We start from the raw sequence: 18,416 nt of genomic DNA on the forward strand, positions 1-18,416 counted from the left end.
AATTGAAACTTTAAAAACAACGTGGTAGCGTAATATTGCATTTTCAAAAAGAACTAAAAAGGAGTTAAAATGAAAGTTGCACTAAAGAAAAAACCACTGAAATCTTTATCTCTGGCAAATAAAACCGTACCAAAAGGTCTAACACCAGCGATAGGCGGTGCTGGCAAAAGCGCCTTTGATGATTTTACATCAACTGGTGGTAGCTGCTGTACTTGGTCAGACCCTACAGTTTAATTATATAAACTACAAGCTGTTAAAAAGTTAAGCAACAAAAAGTGCAGCCATAAATAATAGCTGCACTTTTTAAGTACACATATAAACTACTTAGCAATATAAGATATAAAACTCTAACCGCACCTCTGCTGAATGATAAGAGTAGCCAAGTAGAAATTTTCGAAGCTTTATTTAATGTGCACCTTCAGCCCTAACATCACTATCAAACTATTTACGAACAGTTCTAATATACTGTACATTATCCTGCCCAGTTACATTCACTCATAAATAAACGCCTCTCCTAAGAGATAACTTACTCAAGGGTGTTTACAAGCGAATTAAAGTACTTATTGAGTACTTTTTTCAGCCAACTTAAAGGATTGTTGAGCCTTTCCCATAAAAAGCATGCCGAAGAAGAAGCAAGGAAACCAAATGAGTCCAATGCCAACATATTTAAACACAAAAATATCTATATATATGCCTGAAAAAGAGACAGCAATAAGCACCAAGCCTGCCCAAGAAAATTTAAGAACACTAATCCATTCTTTAGCAGAATAAATTTGGCTAGATACTATTTTTTTAGTTGCATCATAAACGATATTACATCCAAATATCACAGCAATAAAAACCCACATACTGTCACTGGATAAAAAGTTTAACAAAAAGAACATCGGCATAAAAAACAACAGCAATGCCAAAATCACTAACGCCTTTACAAACCATTTATCAAAATTACTCACAAGATCCCCTGAGAAATTAACATTTTTATTTACAGTAATTATCACATAACAACAACTATTTTCCAAAAATTATCATTAATCGGGTATTGGCAATTTTAAAAGGTAACTTAATTAGAAATAAAAACAGCCACAGAGCTGATTTTTATTGGTTACCGCTCAGTTTTTCCTGTAAAGAGCACACCAAACATAAACAACCAAAACAAGAGCAATTCATACTGTTACACTGTTACTAACCGTGGTCTATCACTGGGCTTATTCCATGGTAGTGACACATCAAATACATTCCACTCAGATGTATTTATACAAGATAAAGTATATACAAACGATACTGCACAACCGGTTCTTTACCAAATCGTTCAATGTGAAAACGCGGCTGGTAAAACAATGGCTGTTAAAGTATTCAACTTAACAGATCCAAACGGCATCTACACATACGAAGACCAACTAATCATTAAATAATGAATGATTAAAACGGTCAAAAAATAGCAGCTCACTAGAGCTGCTATTTTATTTATATCAAATCTAATAATCAGTCGTCGTCGATAAATAAAATATCGTTTTTTTGAGGGTGTAAACGAAACTGTTGCTGCACTCTCTCCAAGCTTTGGCTATAGGCCTGCACCATAAAAAATATAACTATGGCGATTGGTATGCCTATAAATTTATTAAGAACTCTAATCTTACTTACTTTAGGGAAGTACTCTATCGAGTCAGGCTGTGTTTTTATCACTTTCAAACAATTTAAACAGCTATAACAGTGCCAATGACTAATTGGAAAAATAGGAAGTATCATAAATGTGATATAATTCACACTAGATGTATAAGTACAATGTGCGCTTTTACAGGCAGGGCACTGTACACTTCCCCCTCTCACCAAGTCCCTTTTATAATAAAATAAAAGCAATTTATAACACTCCTTATTTTTATATTTCCCGCCCCAATAGATATCATCTCTGTTGAGCGAAATAATAAACAAGATACCTATTTTTTATACCACATAAAAATGAGAAAGTTGATTAGTCATTCTCTAATGATAATGGATTTGATACTGTGTCACTCGCTCATGCCCTGTAAAATATGAACTAATCTATCCGCTTTTTGCTGCACTTAGCAAAAAAGGACAAAGGCGTTGAAAGAAAGAGAACGAGGCAATATATACAGCCTCGTTAGAGTCAGTTTGTGTCGATAAGTTTGTGTCTGTCCCAAAAAAGAAAAGAGCGATGCTGTCTCGTTACAGTTGCTGAGCGCTCATTAGGTTTTTATTGTTGGTTTTATATTAAGACCCTAGGTGATAAAGCTCCATACAATCTTTTGCAAGGCCACCATCTTTGGGTAAAGGGCCGACCCAGCCACCCGGCATACCGCCTAAACGATAACAATCCAACATTCTTTGTGAAATCGGAGAGTTTTCTAATCCTACAAAGATGGTCGCTTCAACAATCATTATGAAATTAGCATATATAACATTAGGTACACAGCGTTCAAACAACCACTGAACATGCCTTATGGGCATATCAGCATGTACCGAGGTTTTAATATATGTTTCACTATTTGTATGCCTCGCAATCACTTCATCAACGTAATAACCAAACTCATTGGCAAACTTTGTGGTTAGAGCTTTATATTGAGTTCTTAACTCCTTTCTCTTATCAGGACTAATCGCTTTATATAAATACCGACCACTCTCCTCTTCAAGCAGGTGAGGGAAATGCTTGAAGGGGTGACTATTAGGCTTATTATAGTATTCATCTGAGGTCACTATCCGCATATCTACCTCCTTCACGTTATTGTATACACGAATTCCTTCAATATTTTTTGGTAGATTAGAGCCTAAAAATAAACCCGACAAAAACGTGCGGCTTGTATATACCGCCTCTATTTCTTTCAAATCCTCAGCTATCTGGTGAGAGTCTATTTTTTGGATTGCTGATAACACTACTTTGTCCTTTTAATTAAAATGGGGCTTGTCAGTCTGTATGTTAAACAAGTGACGAGTATATATTTGGTATGTAAGGCCGTTAAAACTGATTAACGAGACAGCCAATACCGTCTCGTTCTTGTTACTAAATGCTGATTTGGATTTTATTGTTGTTTTATACTATGACCCTAGGTGATAAAGCTCCATGCACTGCTCTGGCGTCCCACCATCTTCAAGTAAAGGGCCTACCCAACCACCCGGCATACCACCCAGCCGATAGCAATCGAGTAGCCTTTTGCAAATAGGCGAGCGCTCAAGGCCACCAAATATAACGATATTAACAATCCTGACAAAGTGGTCTAGCACAATGTCCGGAATCAAATGCATATATATATTCAACATTGGCATTAGTAAGTGAGAATTGTTTCTGCATCAGCACATCTTGCCCTTTTGTTCTAAGCTTTGCGATTCTTTCTACAATAGGTTCATAGAAATCATCGACAAAACCATAAAGTATTTTTTTGTATTCCTTTCTTATTGCTAGAACATCATCGTAATTTTCATAAAATCTATAATATAGATTTGGATCTCCTTCATTCCATTCTAATATGGACGTGAAATGCTGAAACTCCCACTTGTCAGGCTCATCATAGCAATAATCGGGAGTTTAAATGCGCATATCTAAATTTATTGGACCTTGAAAAACTCTAAAACCTTCGAGATTTTTTGGTAAACGGGCCCCCAAGAACAGGCCTTTCAAAAAGCTATCTTGGGTGTAAATTTGTTGAACCAGACCCAACTCTCGTTTAACTGTATCAGATTCTATTTCCTGATAATTTAGTAACATTACCCCTTTCTCCTATCCATTTCTGGAACAATGAATTTATGCGAGTAAATTTGTGCCTGTCCCATGGAAATTTTTTTATATTTCCCGCCCCAATAAATATCATCTCTATTGAGCGAAATAATAAACACGATACCTATTTTTTATACCACATAAAAATGAGAAAGTTGATTAGTCATTTTCTAATGATAATAAATTTGATACTGTGTCACTCGCTCCCGGTAAAATATGAACTAATCTACCCGCTTCTTGCTGCACTTAGCAAAAAAAGGACAAAGGCGTTGAAAGAAAGAGAGCGAGGCAATAAATACAACCTTGTTAGAGTCAGTTTGTGTCGATAAGTTTGTGTCTGTCCCCAAAAAGAAAAGAGCGATGCTGTCTCGTTACAGTTGCTGAGTGCTCATTAGGTTTTTTCTACTAAGACCCTAGGTGATAAAGCTCCATACAGTCTCTCGCGAGGCCTCCATCTTTGGGTAACGGGCCGACCCAGCCACCCGGCATACCGCCTAAACGATAACAATCCAGCATTCTTTGTGAAATCGGAGAGTTTTTTAGCCCACCTAAAATTGCAGCATCCACCATCATAATAAAATTGGCATGTACAACATATGACAAACATCGTTCAAATAACCAGTGTACGTGTTTTAAGGGCATCTCTGCATGCTCTGCTATCTTAGAGTACGAAGTGCTATCAATATGAGCGGCAAGTACATTGTCAACAAATTTCCCAAAATTCCCCGTAAAGTGACTGGTCAGCGCTTTAAAGTTTTCCTCTAATTTCACTGCTTCTTCATAACTATACGTACCTTGATATCTTATTCTGCCAGTCTCATCTTCCAGAATGTCTGGAAAATGCTCAAAATCATAGCTATCTGGGTTATCGTAATAATTGCCTGTTGTTTCTATTCGCATATCAATTTCTTTAGCATCATTGTATACACGAATTCCTTCAATATTTTTTGGTATATTAGAGCCTAAAAATAAACCCGACAAAAACGTGCGGCTTGTATATACCGCCTCTATTTCTTTCAAATCCTCAGCTATCTGGTGAGAGTCTATTTGTTGGATTGCTGATAACACTACTTTGTCCTTTTAATTAAAATGGGGCTTGTCAGTCTGTATGTTAAACAAGTGACGAGTATATATTTGGTATGTAAGGCCGTTAAAACTGATTAACGAGACAGCCAATACCGTCTCGTTATTGTTACTAAATACTGATTTGGATTTTATTGTTGTTTTATACTAAGAACCTAAGTGATAAAGCTCCATGCACTGCTCTGGCGTCCCACCATCTTCAGGTAAAGGGCCGACCCAGCCACCCGGCATACCGCCCAGCCGATAGCAATCTAGTACCCTTTTGAAAATGGGTGAGTTATCTAAGCCTCCATAAATAGCAGCTTTCATAAGCATTACAAAGTGGGCATGAATAACATCAGGAATTAAGTGGTAAAATATATATTCGACATTAGTACTGGTTAACGAAAAAGCTTTCTGCATTGCTATGTCGTGCTCTTTAGTTCGAAGAACAGACATTCTGTCATGGGGAAAAGCGCCGAAATCATCAGTAAAACCCATACGTATTTTTTTATATTTTTCCTGTACAGCTAATCTATCATTAAAGTCTGAATATACCCCTTCAGTTTCAACTCTTCCTCCCTCATCTTCCAAAATATGTGGAAGATTCTTAAAATTCCACTTTTCCGGCTCATCATCGCAATAATCAGGCGTCTGAATACGAAAATCCAGATTGATCGGGTCTTTATATAACCTGAACCCTTCTAAATTATCTGGTAAAGTTGAGCCTAAGAAAAGTCCTGACATAAACTGCTCTTGCGTATAAACATTATAAATCTTCTTCAGATCACTTATTATGATTTCTGAATCAATGCTTTGATAATCAAGTAACATTAGCCTTTTCTCCTATCCATCTCTGGAACAATGAATTTATGCAGAGTAAATTTGTGCCTGTCCCATAGAGATGTGCCATAGAATTGTGCTTATCTTTATTAGAGCGCAATCAATACGGCCTATTCCTCAACTAACTTCGTTCAACCTTGCTCGATTTAATGTCATAAATCTGCTCGTTCGTTAATTGATACTTTTGCTGTAGTTGTTGAATACATGCATGAGTATTAAACGTATATAGGGCAGAACCTTTAAGCGCAACCAAAGTCGAAAACATTGAGTAGAATGTGCTACATTCTGCTACTTTATCAGACTCATTTATTTCATTATTCAACTCAATGCTGACATAAACACTGGGTTTATAAACGTAAACACCAGGCGTGCCTGCATACACTTTAGACACCCTCGAGGAGTATTCTTGACTAGAAAAAAGTTGTGAGCCGTGTTGCTGTGCTATTACCGCACTACGAAGCAAAGCAAAATCCGTTGCTTTTTCTAAAGTAACATCACCGTTACCAGCATAATGCACTCTAAAAGTAGAGTCATTTAATTGAGTATCTGAATACCCACCTCTAAATCCCATTGGCTGATAAGAAACTGCACTACACCCAACTGTTGCGAGTATAATGCTCGACACACTTATTATTTTTAATGACTTCATCATTCCTTCCCATGTTAGAACCGATTTTAGTTAAGTGATAAAAACGGGGCAGTAATACTGTCCCGGGAGGTTTATTTTTCTAGCGGCTGAAATTCACTTAGCAGCTAACAGTAAATATTGTCTCGCTATAGTTGATCCGTGCGCTGACTATGTGTTTAACGCCGGCTCCCAAAAAAATGATTGCCTACTCTGCACCAGGTTTTACCAATCGTAAACCTCACCTTCATCACCCATGATCTTCGCACCAACAAAATTAGCTATGCTCTTAGCCACTAATCTAACAGGGTCTTTTTCATCATCGATCATTGAACTGGTTCCATTAAATGAAGCAACGCCATCATTAAAAAATATACATGTTTGCCATTCTTCATTTTCAGGGAATTGAACTGATACATTGTGTGGGTTACCACCCACTGTGATTATTTCGCCTGTTTTTGGGTTTCTGCCGACCGTTGGCTGCCCTTCAAGGTTGGCCCCTTGCGTTTTTAATACCGCTTCAACCCAATCAGAGAAGCTAATATCCCCGTTTTCTTTTGATATATGTAATGCATATGCCATTTTTATCATCCATTTAATGCTTGGCTATTAGGCCTAATTGAATAAGGAAGGGGTTATCACCAAAACTTCCACCACGATTTTTTGTTCTGTGCTTTTTCATCAGGTTTAACTTGCTCAGACTCCTGCTCAACCTTTGACGACGCATCCCCACTATCTAAATCTAAACCCATATCCATTGAAGCTGAATTACAGGTTCTGGCAAAGTCATCAAGCTCACTATTTCCATAAAGCTCTGCAACCTCATAAGGCAATACATTTTCATTATAAAAGGTCAAAATCTTGATTGATTTAAACGCGTTTTCATCTCGTGAAAAGCATTTTAAAAATTCTTTAGCTTCTTCCTCGGGATCGTTTAAATAAAAGACCTCTAGAGGGTCAAGAAAAATATATGGATATGTTAAAGATTTGAAGTCAGCAACAGCTCGCTCCCAATATTGAGTTCCCAATACTTCATCTTGACAAAAAGCTATCATTAGCTCTTTACTGTTTTTAAGGTTTTCTATCGCCTTTTCAACCTCGAGTACTGGCGCTTTATAGGTAAAGACCTCTTTTTCACCTGAACTGCTCTCCATCTCACTGGTTACATCGACTAAATCTTGCTCTTGAAAACAGAAAAACCAAGGCACTGGAACCTTATTTGCACCCGTTGCAAGTAGTTTATATTTTATGTCACTAGAATACACATTTTCAGAACATGCTGTTTTCTTTTCACAATTAACTAAATAAGCGTTATTTGACAAATAACCTCCTTAAGTAATAAGCACAATAATAGGCACACTTCACCATAGTGACTAAAAAACATGCTATTAACTCTTCTTAAACTTAATATATAATTTAAAACAACATAATAAATATATTACAACAAACTAACAAGTATAATTTTTTAACCACTAATACCATGCACCTTTTTAAAAATATTTTTATATAAAAAGTTAAGTGCCAATGCTGTAATATTAAATAAAATAGGGGAGGATAAAGAAAACGGGACAGTAATACTGCCCCGATGGGCTTATTGTTCTAACGGCTGAAATTCACTTAACATTTTAAACTCAGGGTCTTCTGTATGAGGTGACTGACCAAATAAGAGCTTTCTAAGCTTTATTTGAAGCGTTCTTTGAACGCCAACATCACTGTCAAACGGCTTATCATAGGCTTTAATGTGAATAACATTATCTAGTTCCGTGACTTCGAGCCAATCAACATCATACAAAGCTTGCTTGTCTAACCCTACATGCTTAAAAAAGTGCTTACCTAGCCACATTTCGGCTGACACGCCTTCAATATAACCGGGTTTAAATCGCCAATCACCAGGGTTTACTCGAGTGTCTATATCTATTTGATCTATCGGAGGGGGCTTACCATTGCTTATTTTAGGTAGATGTTCATGAGGCCAACCACTGAGTTCATAATACATAACATCATGCATACCTTGTCTCGTACTATACTCTTTATTCATTAACCTAGCCATGACAAAACCTGAATGCTGTAATATTGATTGCCACCACTGCTCACGTTGCTCTATTAATTTATCAAAGCCATATATAAGCAGTTGATCAAAGCACAATTCATCCATAGGCATAAATACCACACCGTGCGTGCCCTCATACTCCCTGCTCGGGTGCCCTATTGAAAATATACTCGGCCGAGTGCGCGCTTTGTCTTTACTTTTTACATAATTTTCAACCTTAATCGTACGGCAAGTATCAATGTTAACCAGTTTAGTTAACCCTTCGATCTCTGTAAGTGCTCGGCTCATATCTACCATCTCCCAGAGCGATAAAGCTCTGGGAAATTGATCCGGTATAAAATTAATATTGAGTTCTAAACTCATTTTCCCGAAAACTCCTTAACAAACAAAGGGACAGGCACATTTTTAATATCGAATAATATCACAATAGAACCCTTTAAAAATAAATAAACCTGATATTTAAAAAGTAATAAATAGGGAAGGTAAAGATGGCTTAAATTGAGAACACAGCAAAAACAACTCAATTATGCATAATTTAATTTCACTGGATGAGAGGTAAATAGTTTAAAGAGGCGATTTAAATAAGCTTTACTACCCAACCCCCTTATACCAACTTACATCATTTTTAGCGGCCTGTGCTCTTAATACCGTTTTCGAGCCTGCAAAATTACCATAGTGAGTACCGTAATTTTGTACTCTATCCAGCCAAGTTGCTTCTTCAATTCTTAGTGATACAAGTATATCTGGCACATTCTTCGGTATGAACCCTTTCTTTTTAGGGTGAACATGGCGACCCGTCCAATCAACTAGTTCAAGATAATCAATTAATGAGAAAGGTATTGTGTTTTCATGTTCTCTTTTACCAAACCATTTTAATGGTTTGGGCTGTTTTATTTGGTATGCAGCTTCATTATTTTGATTAGATTTTTGTGCGTTTTCTTTGACCTTTTGAAAGTGTTTTATGCGCTCTTGAATTGAGGTAAAATCACTATCCTCTAGATTATTTGCCATGTTGGCTCGAATCGGGTTTAAATCTACATAGGCCATGCAGCTGAGCAATGCGGTTTCATCTAACAAAGCTTGTGATTTGTATCGTCCTTCCCAGTATTTACCCGTGCAACCATCTTCTTTATTTGCTTCTTTTGCAATGTATTCATTAAGGTTTTTCATAAACCAGCTGATGTCGTACAACCGAACTCGCCATTTTTCAACTAACTCAGATACAAGTAGCTGCTCTGCCTCACTGAGCATATCACCGTGAAGGTATCTATCAATGATTGGGCTACCCTTGTATAACCTATACCATCTTGATATCACTTCATTATCTGACCAATTAAGTGCTTGCTGTCTATTCACTTTAACAATCAAATGATAGTGATTACTCATAATGGCATAAGCCGCTATTTCAATGGCAAATACACTGCTTAGCAGTTTTACTCTCTCGACTAACCATATTCGTCTATGGTCAAAGTTTTTACCTGTATACTTATCCTCTCCGCACAAAAAAGCACGGCGTACACACCGTGCTATTAAGTGGTAATAAGACGTCGACGACAAATCTATCAGGGCTTTCCTTGCTCTTGTCATTCCTACTGAACTCAACTTAAAACTGGATATTTAAACAGTAGTCAAGTAACTCGAATTAAGCAAAAGATTTGTGTCTGTCCCATATGTTTGTTTAAATAAGCTTTACTACCCAACCCCCTTATACCAACTTACATCATTTTTAGCAGCATGCGATCTTAATACCGTTTTCGAGCCTGCAAAGTTGCCATAGTGAGTACCGTAATTTTGTACTCTATCCAGCCAAGTTGCTTCTTCAATTTTCAGTGATATAAGTATATCTGGCACATTCTTCGGTATGAACCCTTTCTTTTTAGGGTGAACATGGCGACCCGTCCAATCAACTAGTTCAAGATAATCAATCAAAGAGAAAGGTATTGTGTTTTCATGCTCTCTTTTACCAAACCGTTTTAATGATTTGGGTTGTTTTATTTGGTATGCAGCGTCATTATCTTGATTGGTATTTTTTGCTTTTTCTTTAATCTTTTGGAGATGCTTTATACGCTCTTGTATCGATGTGAAGTCACTATCCTCTATATTATTTGCCATGTCGGCTCGAATCGGGTTTAAATCTACATAGGCCATGCAGCTAAGCAATGCTGTTTCATCTAACAAAGCTTGTGATTTATATCGCCCTTCCCAGTATTTACCCGTGCAGTTATCTTCCTTGTTTGCTTCTTTTGCAATGAACTCATTAAGGTTTTTCATGAACCAGCTAATGTCATACAGTCTGGCTCGCCACTTTTCAATCAGTTCCAATACAAGCAGTTGCTCTGCGTCACTAAGAGTGCCACCGTTTCGCTGCTTATCTATGATAGGGCTCCCCTTGTACAACTTATACCATCTAGATATTACTTCATTATCTGACCAACTAAGTGCTTGCTGTCTATTCACTTTAACCACCAAATGATAGTGATTACTCATAATGGCATACGCCGCTATTTCAATGGCAAATACACTGCTTAGCAGCTTTACTCTCTCCACTAACCATGTTCGTCTATGGTCAAAGTTTTTACCTGTGTACTTATCCTCTCCGCACAAAAAAGCACGGCGTACACACCGTGCTATTAAGTGATAATAAGACGTCGACGACAAATCTATCAGTGCTTTCCTTGCTCTTGTCATTCCCATTCAACTCAACTTAAACCTGGATATTTAAACAGTAGTCAAATAACTCGAATTAAGCAAAAGATTTGTGTCTGTCCCATGAGTTGTTTTGTCTGTCCCATAAGTTTGCTACGAACCTAAGTGATAAAGCTCCATGCACTGCTCTGGCGTCCCACCATCTTCAGGTAAAGGGCCTACCCAACCACCCGGCATACCCCCCAACCGGTAGCAATCGAGTAACCTACTGAAAATGGGTGAGTTATCTAAGCCTCCAAAAATAGCAGCATCCATAATCATTACAAAGTGGGCATGAATAACGTCAGGAATTAAGTGGTAAAATATATATTCGACATTAGTACTGGTTAACGAAAAAGCTTTCTGCATTGCTATGTCGTGCTCTTTAGTTCGAAGAACAGACATTCTGTCATGGGGAAAAGCGCCGAAATCATCAGTAAAACCCCAAAGTATTTTTTTATATTTTTCCTGTACAGCTAATCTATAATTAAAGTCTGAATATACTCCTTCAGTTTCAACTCTTCCTCCCTCATCTTCCAAAATATGTGGAAGATTCTTAAAATTCCACTTTTCCGGCTCATCATCGCAATAATCAGGCGTCTGAATACGAAAATCCAGATTGATCGGGTCTTTATATAACCTGAACCCTTCTAAATTATCTGGTAAAGTTGAGCCTAAGAAAAGTCCTGACATAAACTGCTCTTGTGTATAAACATTATAAATCTTCTTCAGATCACTTATTATAATTTCTGAATCAATGCTTTGATAATCAAGTAACATTAGCCTTTTCTCCTATCAATTGCTGGTGACAGAACCTCTATCCATTTCTCGACTGTGCTGCCATGTCTATTCATTAGCGGCGGTTCATTCATCTCAAGATGAATCTTAGCACGTTCAATTACCTCTATAAGCATCTCCTTTTTTACTTCTATATTTTTGTTCGAATTATGAATCCTGTTTAATATTTCTTTCATAGCTTTGTCATAGTTAGGATGGTTAGCATGTAATTGATTGTTTGGTTTGAGATCGCTTTTATTGGCTCGACTTGCTTTTATAATTTTACCATTAATTGGGTCACTTAAGTTGAAGCCTAAGTCTATAATAAGTTGATGTTGTTTTCCTGCAGTCCAAGGAATAACATGATGTATATCCTCATCCGACTTTTTGTCAGGAAAATGCTTTTTGAGATCATTGCGTGCACCGATATCACCACTAAACGCCTTACTCAGATCCACCCCTTGCAACCAAGGATCAATTGGAACATCCGAGTTTGGCATGGAGTATTTACCGGGTTCTAACGTACTTTTCAGCTCTCCGCCGGGCGCATGCTTAGCATAATGCTCTAGATCATCAGCCCAAAGGTGCTTACCTTTTTCTCTGAGGTTCTGAATTGCTTTTTCAAAATACTTATTACCCGGAACTAGCTTATCTAACGTCAGGTCAATCAGCCCATCAGTTGCCAGCTCTGCGAGCATGTCAGCAGCACCGGCTTTATCGCCACTTTTAAGCGCTTTACCAAATTTGTATAACGCTTTGCCGGTATCAACAGTATCGACAATTCGCATCCCGATGAGGATACCTGCACCTACTTTGCCGAGTACTTTACCCACTACACCTAGTGCGTTATTTTCTGCAGAATTTTCAGCTGTGTGGGCTGCAATATTTACGTCGACGTTCAACATGAGCGCAGATAAACCGCCCATAAGCTTCGCAATATCAATACCAGCTTCTCGCAATTGCAATATCTCTGCTTCTTGCGTCTTCCAATAACTAAGAATATCTTCCTCTGTTAAATCAGGGTCATTGGCATAATTAAGGGAGGTACTGAGAGTTTCATGCACTTTTTCAATACGTGCATCAATCTTTTCACGAGTCAGCTCGCCCACATATTCACCGACTACGCCGCCAACTGCACCCGAGCCACATGACTGCGATGAACCCGATTGATTCTGAACTTCAGCGGTTGCAAGCCCAATTACACAGCCTGCCGCTGCATGAGCCACATATTTCACTGCGGTGTCAAAATTAGCGGCCTTGATTTGCTCAGCCATGGTTTCGCTTAGCTCATTAACTGCAAATGTGCCTAATGAGTAAACAAATTGATCTTTAAAGCTTGCTAGGTCTCCGCCATTGAAAACTGTAGAAATGCCAGCTTTAACCGTAGAGGTCACTAATGCCTGAGTTGCTTGATTGGTAATATCAATTGCCAACTCACTGGTGAAAAAGCTTGACCCAATATCTGCATTAGCGAAAAAAGATGAGCTTTTAAACGCTTCACTATTTAATACGCCCGCTGTCGCCATTGACACAGCTAATGAACGTAAGCTCTCACTTGATGTAATCTTTTTAATTGCGCCATCAAGGCCTTCTCCATTAGCAATGCTGGTTGCAGCTTGGGTCGCTAAAGTTACCGCTCCAGCTTGCATCGCTGCGCCTGAAATCATGCCATTTAAAGCAGGCCCTATAGCATTAGCACCAGTTCCGATCCAACCAGTTCCAGCAGGTCCCATCGCAACTGACACTGCAATAGCAACTATTGCCATGGCGGCAGGACTCAACGAACTTGTTGTTTCGTGTGTGTGGATTGCCTCTAGTTTTTGATAAACAAGCTCGATATTGCCCGCAAACTCTGGATCATTATGCAGTTCTGACATCCAGCTTAAACTGTCATTGCCGCTAAATGAATCTAGCGTGTCTTGTAAGGTTTCCCCTTCATACTGCCCCAATTCCAGCGTGATCCCATGGGTCGCGTGTACCTTAACCCCACCAATGATCTCGTTGTAAACCGCTGTATCGACCGTATCTTGCGTGGTTTCGGTCTTAATTTTCCATGTGCCTTTAGTGACCTTATTGTAAAAGTAATGGTCTTGCTCTTTGGCCAGTAAAAACTTCACTTTACCATTTCGCGCTTCGATGGCTGTGCCATCTCCGGAGGTAATTTGCGCCGCTTGCAAGGTAACGTCACCAAATTGAGAAGCGATACGAACCCCTTTACCCGCCTCTAATGCTGAGCGGATAGCAACAGTTTGAAACTCTTGCTCTTGTTCAGTCGTCTTGCCCCACTGCCCTGACTTTTGGCTTTGGCTTTCATTAAACTCGTTAAGAATATATACACCTTGGCCTGCTAATATATCTATGACTCCCTGATCGGCATATAGCTCAACAGCGTTGAGCTCAATGGCACCAGATGCCATCAGGAAGATGCTGTCTTTCGCTGACAGCTTTGTGGTCAGGTGTTTAATTTCTGAAGTAGATTGAGAGTATTCGCCAACAGGCTCATTATTAACATAACTGGTTTGCTGTGAGAGTAGTCGAATATTGCCATCGGCCCGAAGTCCAATGGTGTTGCCTGTTATCGTGCCACCCTCTACGACAATGTCGCCCATACTATAGATTCGAATATTCTCGCCACTTACTGACGCAATCTGACCAAAACGAGAGCCCCGCTCATAGCGAGAAGAAAAGCGGTGTACTAGGGTTTTCTGTTCATACTGGCCTGCAACAATATCGACATTGTCTTTTGCTGACAGCGTACCTGACAGATTTCTTAAAGTGCCACCAACAAATAAATTAAGGTCTCCATTCGAAGCAACTGTAGCCCCTGGGTTTACGGTTAAGTCTCTGGCTGTTCGTAAATATGTATCTCGGCCCGTTAGCAAAGTACCACTGTTGACCGTAATGTCTCTAAAATGCACATCTGTACCGGTGAATTCGACAATATGGCCGTTTACAGTCCGTGTTTCTATGGTCTCTGCACTCAAATGCACAACAGGAGAAAGTACTTGCTCACCATTCACTTCTCTGAGCTCTGGCCAAATAAAATCCTTGTTAAAGTCTTCGTATATTGATTTAGAGATCTTCTCGCCAAACGTGACATTGCTTCTCCCTGCGAGCTCATAGGCATTTTGGTAAAGCTGGACTATTTGCGCTGTTTCATCAGCATAAGCAGATGAGATCAAATTCCGATTTAACTCAGCATAAATTTGCGAACGGATCAGGCGTGACTGAACAAATCTATCACCAATCTGCTTAGCTACTGGATAGTGCGGTATAATGCTGGTAATCGCACCGTTGATAATTGGAATATACTGAGGCGATGGCAAAGCATACTTTCTATTATCCAGCAAGACCTGATGAAAGCCGGAAATAGTCTGAGCTGCACGGGCGCGCGTCTGCTCTACGATATGTTCAGATTTAACATACAGTGCTTGTTTGTTGCCACTTACTTTGTTGAACTCTGGTGAGCTTGACAACGCATACCCTGCGTCTATTTTGTCAAAAGCGTTATACGCTTGGGCAAATGTTGGTAAACATAGCTGACCAAGCAACATAAAAATATTTAAATAAGCAATGGCTTTTTTGTAAAATGGTACTTTTTCTTCTGTAATTTTATTGTTCTTCATTACATTCCCTTGTCTAATTCGCCATTAGTGTCGTAACACTAATTGTTAGCGATTTAGTGTAATAACGAGTAAATAATTTATCACTGCATTGATCACATGATTTCTCTATTAATATTTCATACTTGTATGAAATTGTTATTTCTTGAGTTTGTTCATCTATAACCAAGTCTATAAATTCAAAATTTTGTGCTGTACAATCATATTGCGTGACTAACGCACTCGGATCACAGCGGCTATCTTCACTCGTTGTTACATATTGTCTTGCTCGGGCGTATGCAATTGCAGCATCGCGGATCTCTGTGGATGTGAAGCCGGTATTAGAAAAATCTGGGTCCTCTATTATTTGACTCAAAGGCACGGTTTGTTGTGAATAAGTGCAATCTGCCGTTGGTACTAAACCATGATCCTCATACCGAATTCCATTACATTCATAAATCATCGCTTGTACAGTGGTTTCGTTTATTAACTCCAGTGAGTGATAGCCTCCATAATTGTACTCATCGGTATAAAATACATACTGGCTAAAGTGCTCTTCAGCAGCAGTTCTAATTTGTTGTTCTAGCGAATCTGAATTATCCTGTATTAGATCACTCTGGCTTGCAATTGAAGGATTAATACCGTAAACATTACCGTGAATTGAGAGCAAGGTTTCACCTTCCACAGACGTGTCCATAAATTGAGTCCCACAGCCTTGATGCGCAGTACAGTATTTAAAGGACTCTATACTTTGTGTATTTGTTTCTTCACTCAAAATAATACCTATAGATTCCAAATCCAATTTTTGGAATCGCGCATTCCTGAATAACTCGACATATGAAAATGCGTTAACAAAACGGCGTCTATTGGCCGGTTCAGACTTGCTCCCAATTTGTAGATCACCAAAGCTGACAATTCTCCCTGGTGGAGAATAAGCACTAACACTTGTTCCTACCCCTTGCTCAACGGTATCGCGGCTTCCTTCTTGTCCAGAGGTAAACACATACCGCGATATCAAATATGCCGTCGTTTCTAATCGATAACGCTCGTTAAACAAAAGTGGTGTATCAATATGAAACAAACCTTGTTGATTGAGACGCAATATAGCGGAAGTATTACGAATATATTCACTAGCTTTGAGCTCTATTTTAGACTCAGCGGCAAGTGAAACTTGCTCCGCCTGTACGGTGTTAATACGAATACCATCACTCCAATCAACGCCACTTGGTTTATCTATGTGATAGGGATTAATGTTTTCTATGGCTTTAGCTACAATTTTTATAGTATTGGCGTGAATTTTAGCGCTAAGGCGGCTTTGAGTTGTACCAGAAGTACTATAACCTGAATATGGACCATGATTAAGGTCATTTATATTCACTGATGGAGCTATAAGTTGCTTACTACTAGGCCAATTTAATTTATTGTTTCTCGAGCCATTAATAAAGATACCATTGGCTAAATCAACGTTCAGAGTGCCAGCCTTTATTACTCCTCCAAACGTATTATATACATCACCTTGCGTTTCAATATTAATCTTAGAACCATTTAAAGTACCTGTGTTAATAAACCGATTTGCGGCAACTTCAATGCTATCAGCGTCTACATACCCTTGATTTAATACCTCCTTACCTGAGAAACTCTTAACAGTTTGTCCTATCAACCTTGACCCTGCATGAAAAGTCGCAGGTCCTATGGTTTTTGTCGTGATTATACGGTCACTATATAGCTTGCCGTAAACATCTAATGTTGCGTCTTCATCTTCTGCAATCTGAATAAATATGCCTTCTGTAGGGGCGTAAAACTCTCCCTGTCGCGTACTAGTCGATAATGCATCTGACATGGTATTAAATTCGGTGCTTGAATGAATACTCACAGACTTTGATGAAACAATACCAATACTTGCAGCCTTAAATGTGCCACGGGGTACATATGTGGCATTTGAATTCGTTGATGAGATCATGTCTAAGTTACTATAACGAATAGAAAAGCGACCTGAGTAAAGGTTAATGCCACCAGCACCTATCACATATGAGCCATTGTCTGATTGAATAAAGCCTTTATTTGGATGGCGCTCTGCTCGTAAGTTCAAATCAATAACACCCGTTGTGATAATATTGTCAGCCATGATTTCTAAAGACTGTAAACCAGATGCGTTTAAGTTAGTAATTAATACCTTTCCGTCATTTTTGGTATTTATTACACCGTTTACAAACGTACCATTAACAAATGTCACCCTTCCTACATTATCAAAAGCACACTGCTCACATGCAATTAAATTATCTTGTGACAAAAAAACTAAATCGACTGGCTTTCCAATTACAGATACTGTATTTTTGATATGTATGCCGTTTGCATTAATAACTAAGGTATCAATATTACTGTCATGAGATATATTAATAAGCATTGGTTTATTGAATACGCCAAATTGGTCAAAGTTTAATGTAGTAATTTGTGCGTTGCTATTTACGACTAGTATATCTGCCGAAGCTGCATCGTTATGATGCACAGAAAATGCCTCTGATAGTTCATATTTATAGCCAGCAATTTGTTCAATGGCATTTACCTTTATGCTTAGAATGGAACAAAGCATAAAGAAAAAAGCAGCCTGAATGAATTGAGAATATTTTCCTTTCATATCCTTCCTTAGTTTTAACTAAAAAACCAATTGTATTCACTTTAGAAACATCATCAACACTAATTTTTTAAAATCACACAGCGTGCGGCTAAAAAAGAACAATCCATTAATGAGCTATAACCATTTACAGTTTTTAAAACTGGAATATTTTTTCTCTGAAATTCAACAGACTCACTTGGAAAAACACAAATTTAAAGTGGATGGTAAAATTGCATATAAAATTGGACAGATAGTTCTTTATAAAATACGGGTAACACGCGTTTTTAAAATCGCACATAAATATAAAAACAAAAAAAGCAGCCACTGGGCTGCTTTTTATTGTATGAAAGATCTATAAACACACGTATAAACGTTCGCTTGCTTACAGACTTAGATCAGGGCCATCTCTGACCGAGTGTGTGTGTCGCCAA

General features: G+C 38.4%; 16 protein-coding genes. 1 reads left to right on the forward strand and 15 read right to left on the reverse strand.

Annotation, left to right across the window (positions count from 1 at the left end; genetic code table 11):
• The first annotated feature begins 69 nt into the window (after positions 1–69).
• Entirely contained in the window at positions 70–234 is a 165-nt protein-coding gene (locus QNM16_RS05390) for a hypothetical protein (RefSeq protein WP_284019532.1), read from the forward strand.
• Positions 235–560: 326 nt separating this feature from the next.
• Here the strand turns inward: QNM16_RS05390 and QNM16_RS05395 are convergent, their stop codons facing one another.
• The 15 genes from QNM16_RS05395 to QNM16_RS05465 all read right to left on the reverse strand — a co-directional run bounded on the left by QNM16_RS05395 (position 561) and on the right by QNM16_RS05465 (position 18,006).
• Complete coding sequence (locus QNM16_RS05395) at positions 561–953, reverse strand: hypothetical protein (protein WP_284019533.1); 393 nt, start codon at positions 951–953, stop codon at positions 561–563.
• Between the two features lie 1,276 nt (positions 954–2,229).
• On the reverse strand, positions 2,230–2,889 hold the full coding sequence (locus QNM16_RS05400) for a hypothetical protein (protein ID WP_284019534.1): 660 nt from the start codon (positions 2,887–2,889) through the stop codon (positions 2,230–2,232).
• A gap of 162 nt (positions 2,890–3,051) precedes the next feature.
• Positions 3,052–3,258, reverse strand: coding sequence for a hypothetical protein (locus QNM16_RS05405; protein WP_284019535.1), 207 nt, complete (start codon positions 3,256–3,258; stop codon positions 3,052–3,054).
• Between the two features lie 280 nt (positions 3,259–3,538).
• A complete protein-coding gene (locus QNM16_RS05410; protein ID WP_284019536.1) occupies positions 3,539–3,718 on the reverse strand; it encodes a hypothetical protein in 180 nt (59 codons plus the stop codon).
• A gap of 414 nt (positions 3,719–4,132) precedes the next feature.
• A complete protein-coding gene (locus QNM16_RS05415; RefSeq protein WP_284019537.1) occupies positions 4,133–4,795 on the reverse strand; it encodes a hypothetical protein in 663 nt (220 codons plus the stop codon).
• 162 nt (positions 4,796–4,957) lie between these two features.
• Entirely contained in the window at positions 4,958–5,623 is a 666-nt protein-coding gene (locus QNM16_RS05420; RefSeq protein ID WP_284019538.1) for a hypothetical protein, read from the reverse strand.
• Between the two features lie 130 nt (positions 5,624–5,753).
• Entirely contained in the window at positions 5,754–6,284 is a 531-nt protein-coding gene (locus QNM16_RS05425; protein ID WP_284019539.1) for a CC0125/CC1285 family lipoprotein, read from the reverse strand.
• A 198-nt stretch (positions 6,285–6,482) separates the two neighbouring features.
• Complete coding sequence (locus QNM16_RS05430; protein ID WP_284019540.1) at positions 6,483–6,839, reverse strand: hypothetical protein; 357 nt, start codon at positions 6,837–6,839, stop codon at positions 6,483–6,485.
• A gap of 56 nt (positions 6,840–6,895) precedes the next feature.
• Positions 6,896–7,579: a hypothetical protein gene (locus QNM16_RS05435; protein WP_284019541.1), complete on the reverse strand. Its 684-nt coding sequence runs from the start codon at positions 7,577–7,579 to the stop codon at positions 6,896–6,898.
• A 269-nt stretch (positions 7,580–7,848) separates the two neighbouring features.
• Complete coding sequence (locus QNM16_RS05440; protein ID WP_284019542.1) at positions 7,849–8,670, reverse strand: hypothetical protein; 822 nt, start codon at positions 8,668–8,670, stop codon at positions 7,849–7,851.
• 228 nt (positions 8,671–8,898) lie between these two features.
• Positions 8,899–9,894 (reverse strand): transposase, encoded by a 996-nt coding sequence (locus tag QNM16_RS05445; RefSeq protein ID WP_284019543.1) that lies wholly within the window; start codon positions 9,892–9,894, stop codon positions 8,899–8,901.
• A 105-nt stretch (positions 9,895–9,999) separates the two neighbouring features.
• Positions 10,000–10,995: a transposase gene (locus tag QNM16_RS05450; RefSeq protein WP_284019544.1), complete on the reverse strand. Its 996-nt coding sequence runs from the start codon at positions 10,993–10,995 to the stop codon at positions 10,000–10,002.
• A gap of 111 nt (positions 10,996–11,106) precedes the next feature.
• Positions 11,107–11,772: a hypothetical protein gene (locus QNM16_RS05455; protein ID WP_284019545.1), complete on the reverse strand. Its 666-nt coding sequence runs from the start codon at positions 11,770–11,772 to the stop codon at positions 11,107–11,109.
• Complete coding sequence (locus QNM16_RS05460; RefSeq protein WP_284019546.1) at positions 11,772–15,395, reverse strand: DUF637 domain-containing protein; 3,624 nt, start codon at positions 15,393–15,395, stop codon at positions 11,772–11,774. The genes QNM16_RS05455 and QNM16_RS05460 overlap by 1 nt, the downstream gene beginning before the upstream one ends.
• 13 nt (positions 15,396–15,408) lie before the next feature.
• Positions 15,409–18,006 carry a hypothetical protein gene (locus QNM16_RS05465; RefSeq protein ID WP_284019547.1) on the reverse strand — a complete coding sequence of 866 codons (2,598 nt, stop codon included), beginning with the start codon at positions 18,004–18,006 and terminating at the stop codon, positions 15,409–15,411.
• Between the last annotated feature and the right edge of the window lie 410 nt (positions 18,007–18,416).

The sequence above is a fragment of the Pseudoalteromonas umbrosa genome (assembly GCF_030125375.1).
Lineage (GTDB): Bacteria > Pseudomonadota > Gammaproteobacteria > Enterobacterales > Alteromonadaceae > Pseudoalteromonas > Pseudoalteromonas umbrosa.

Bases quoted from the DNA above. Each gene is read 5' to 3' on its own strand.
- QNM16_RS05405 (WP_284019535.1), bottom strand. From the start codon at position 3,258: ATGCATTTGATTCCGGACATTGTGCTAGACCACTTTGTCAGGATTGTT.
- QNM16_RS05420 (WP_284019538.1), bottom strand. From the start codon at position 5,623: ATGTTACTTGATTATCAAAGCATTGATTCAGAAATCATAATAAGTGAT.
- QNM16_RS05430 (WP_284019540.1), bottom strand. From the start codon at position 6,839: ATGGCATATGCATTACATATATCAAAAGAAAACGGGGATATTAGCTTC.
- QNM16_RS05410 (WP_284019536.1), bottom strand. From the start codon at position 3,718: ATGTTACTAAATTATCAGGAAATAGAATCTGATACAGTTAAACGAGAG.
- QNM16_RS05465 (WP_284019547.1), bottom strand. From the start codon at position 18,006: ATGAAAGGAAAATATTCTCAATTCATTCAGGCTGCTTTTTTCTTTATG.
- QNM16_RS05460 (WP_284019546.1), bottom strand. From the start codon at position 15,395: ATGAAGAACAATAAAATTACAGAAGAAAAAGTACCATTTTACAAAAAA.
- QNM16_RS05440 (WP_284019542.1), bottom strand. From the start codon at position 8,670: ATGAGTTTAGAACTCAATATTAATTTTATACCGGATCAATTTCCCAGA.
- QNM16_RS05425 (WP_284019539.1), bottom strand. From the start codon at position 6,284: ATGATGAAGTCATTAAAAATAATAAGTGTGTCGAGCATTATACTCGCA.
- QNM16_RS05445 (WP_284019543.1), bottom strand. From the start codon at position 9,894: ATGACAAGAGCAAGGAAAGCCCTGATAGATTTGTCGTCGACGTCTTAT.
- QNM16_RS05455 (WP_284019545.1), bottom strand. From the start codon at position 11,772: ATGTTACTTGATTATCAAAGCATTGATTCAGAAATTATAATAAGTGAT.
- QNM16_RS05450 (WP_284019544.1), bottom strand. From the start codon at position 10,995: ATGACAAGAGCAAGGAAAGCACTGATAGATTTGTCGTCGACGTCTTAT.
- QNM16_RS05390 (WP_284019532.1), top strand. From the start codon at position 70: ATGAAAGTTGCACTAAAGAAAAAACCACTGAAATCTTTATCTCTGGCA.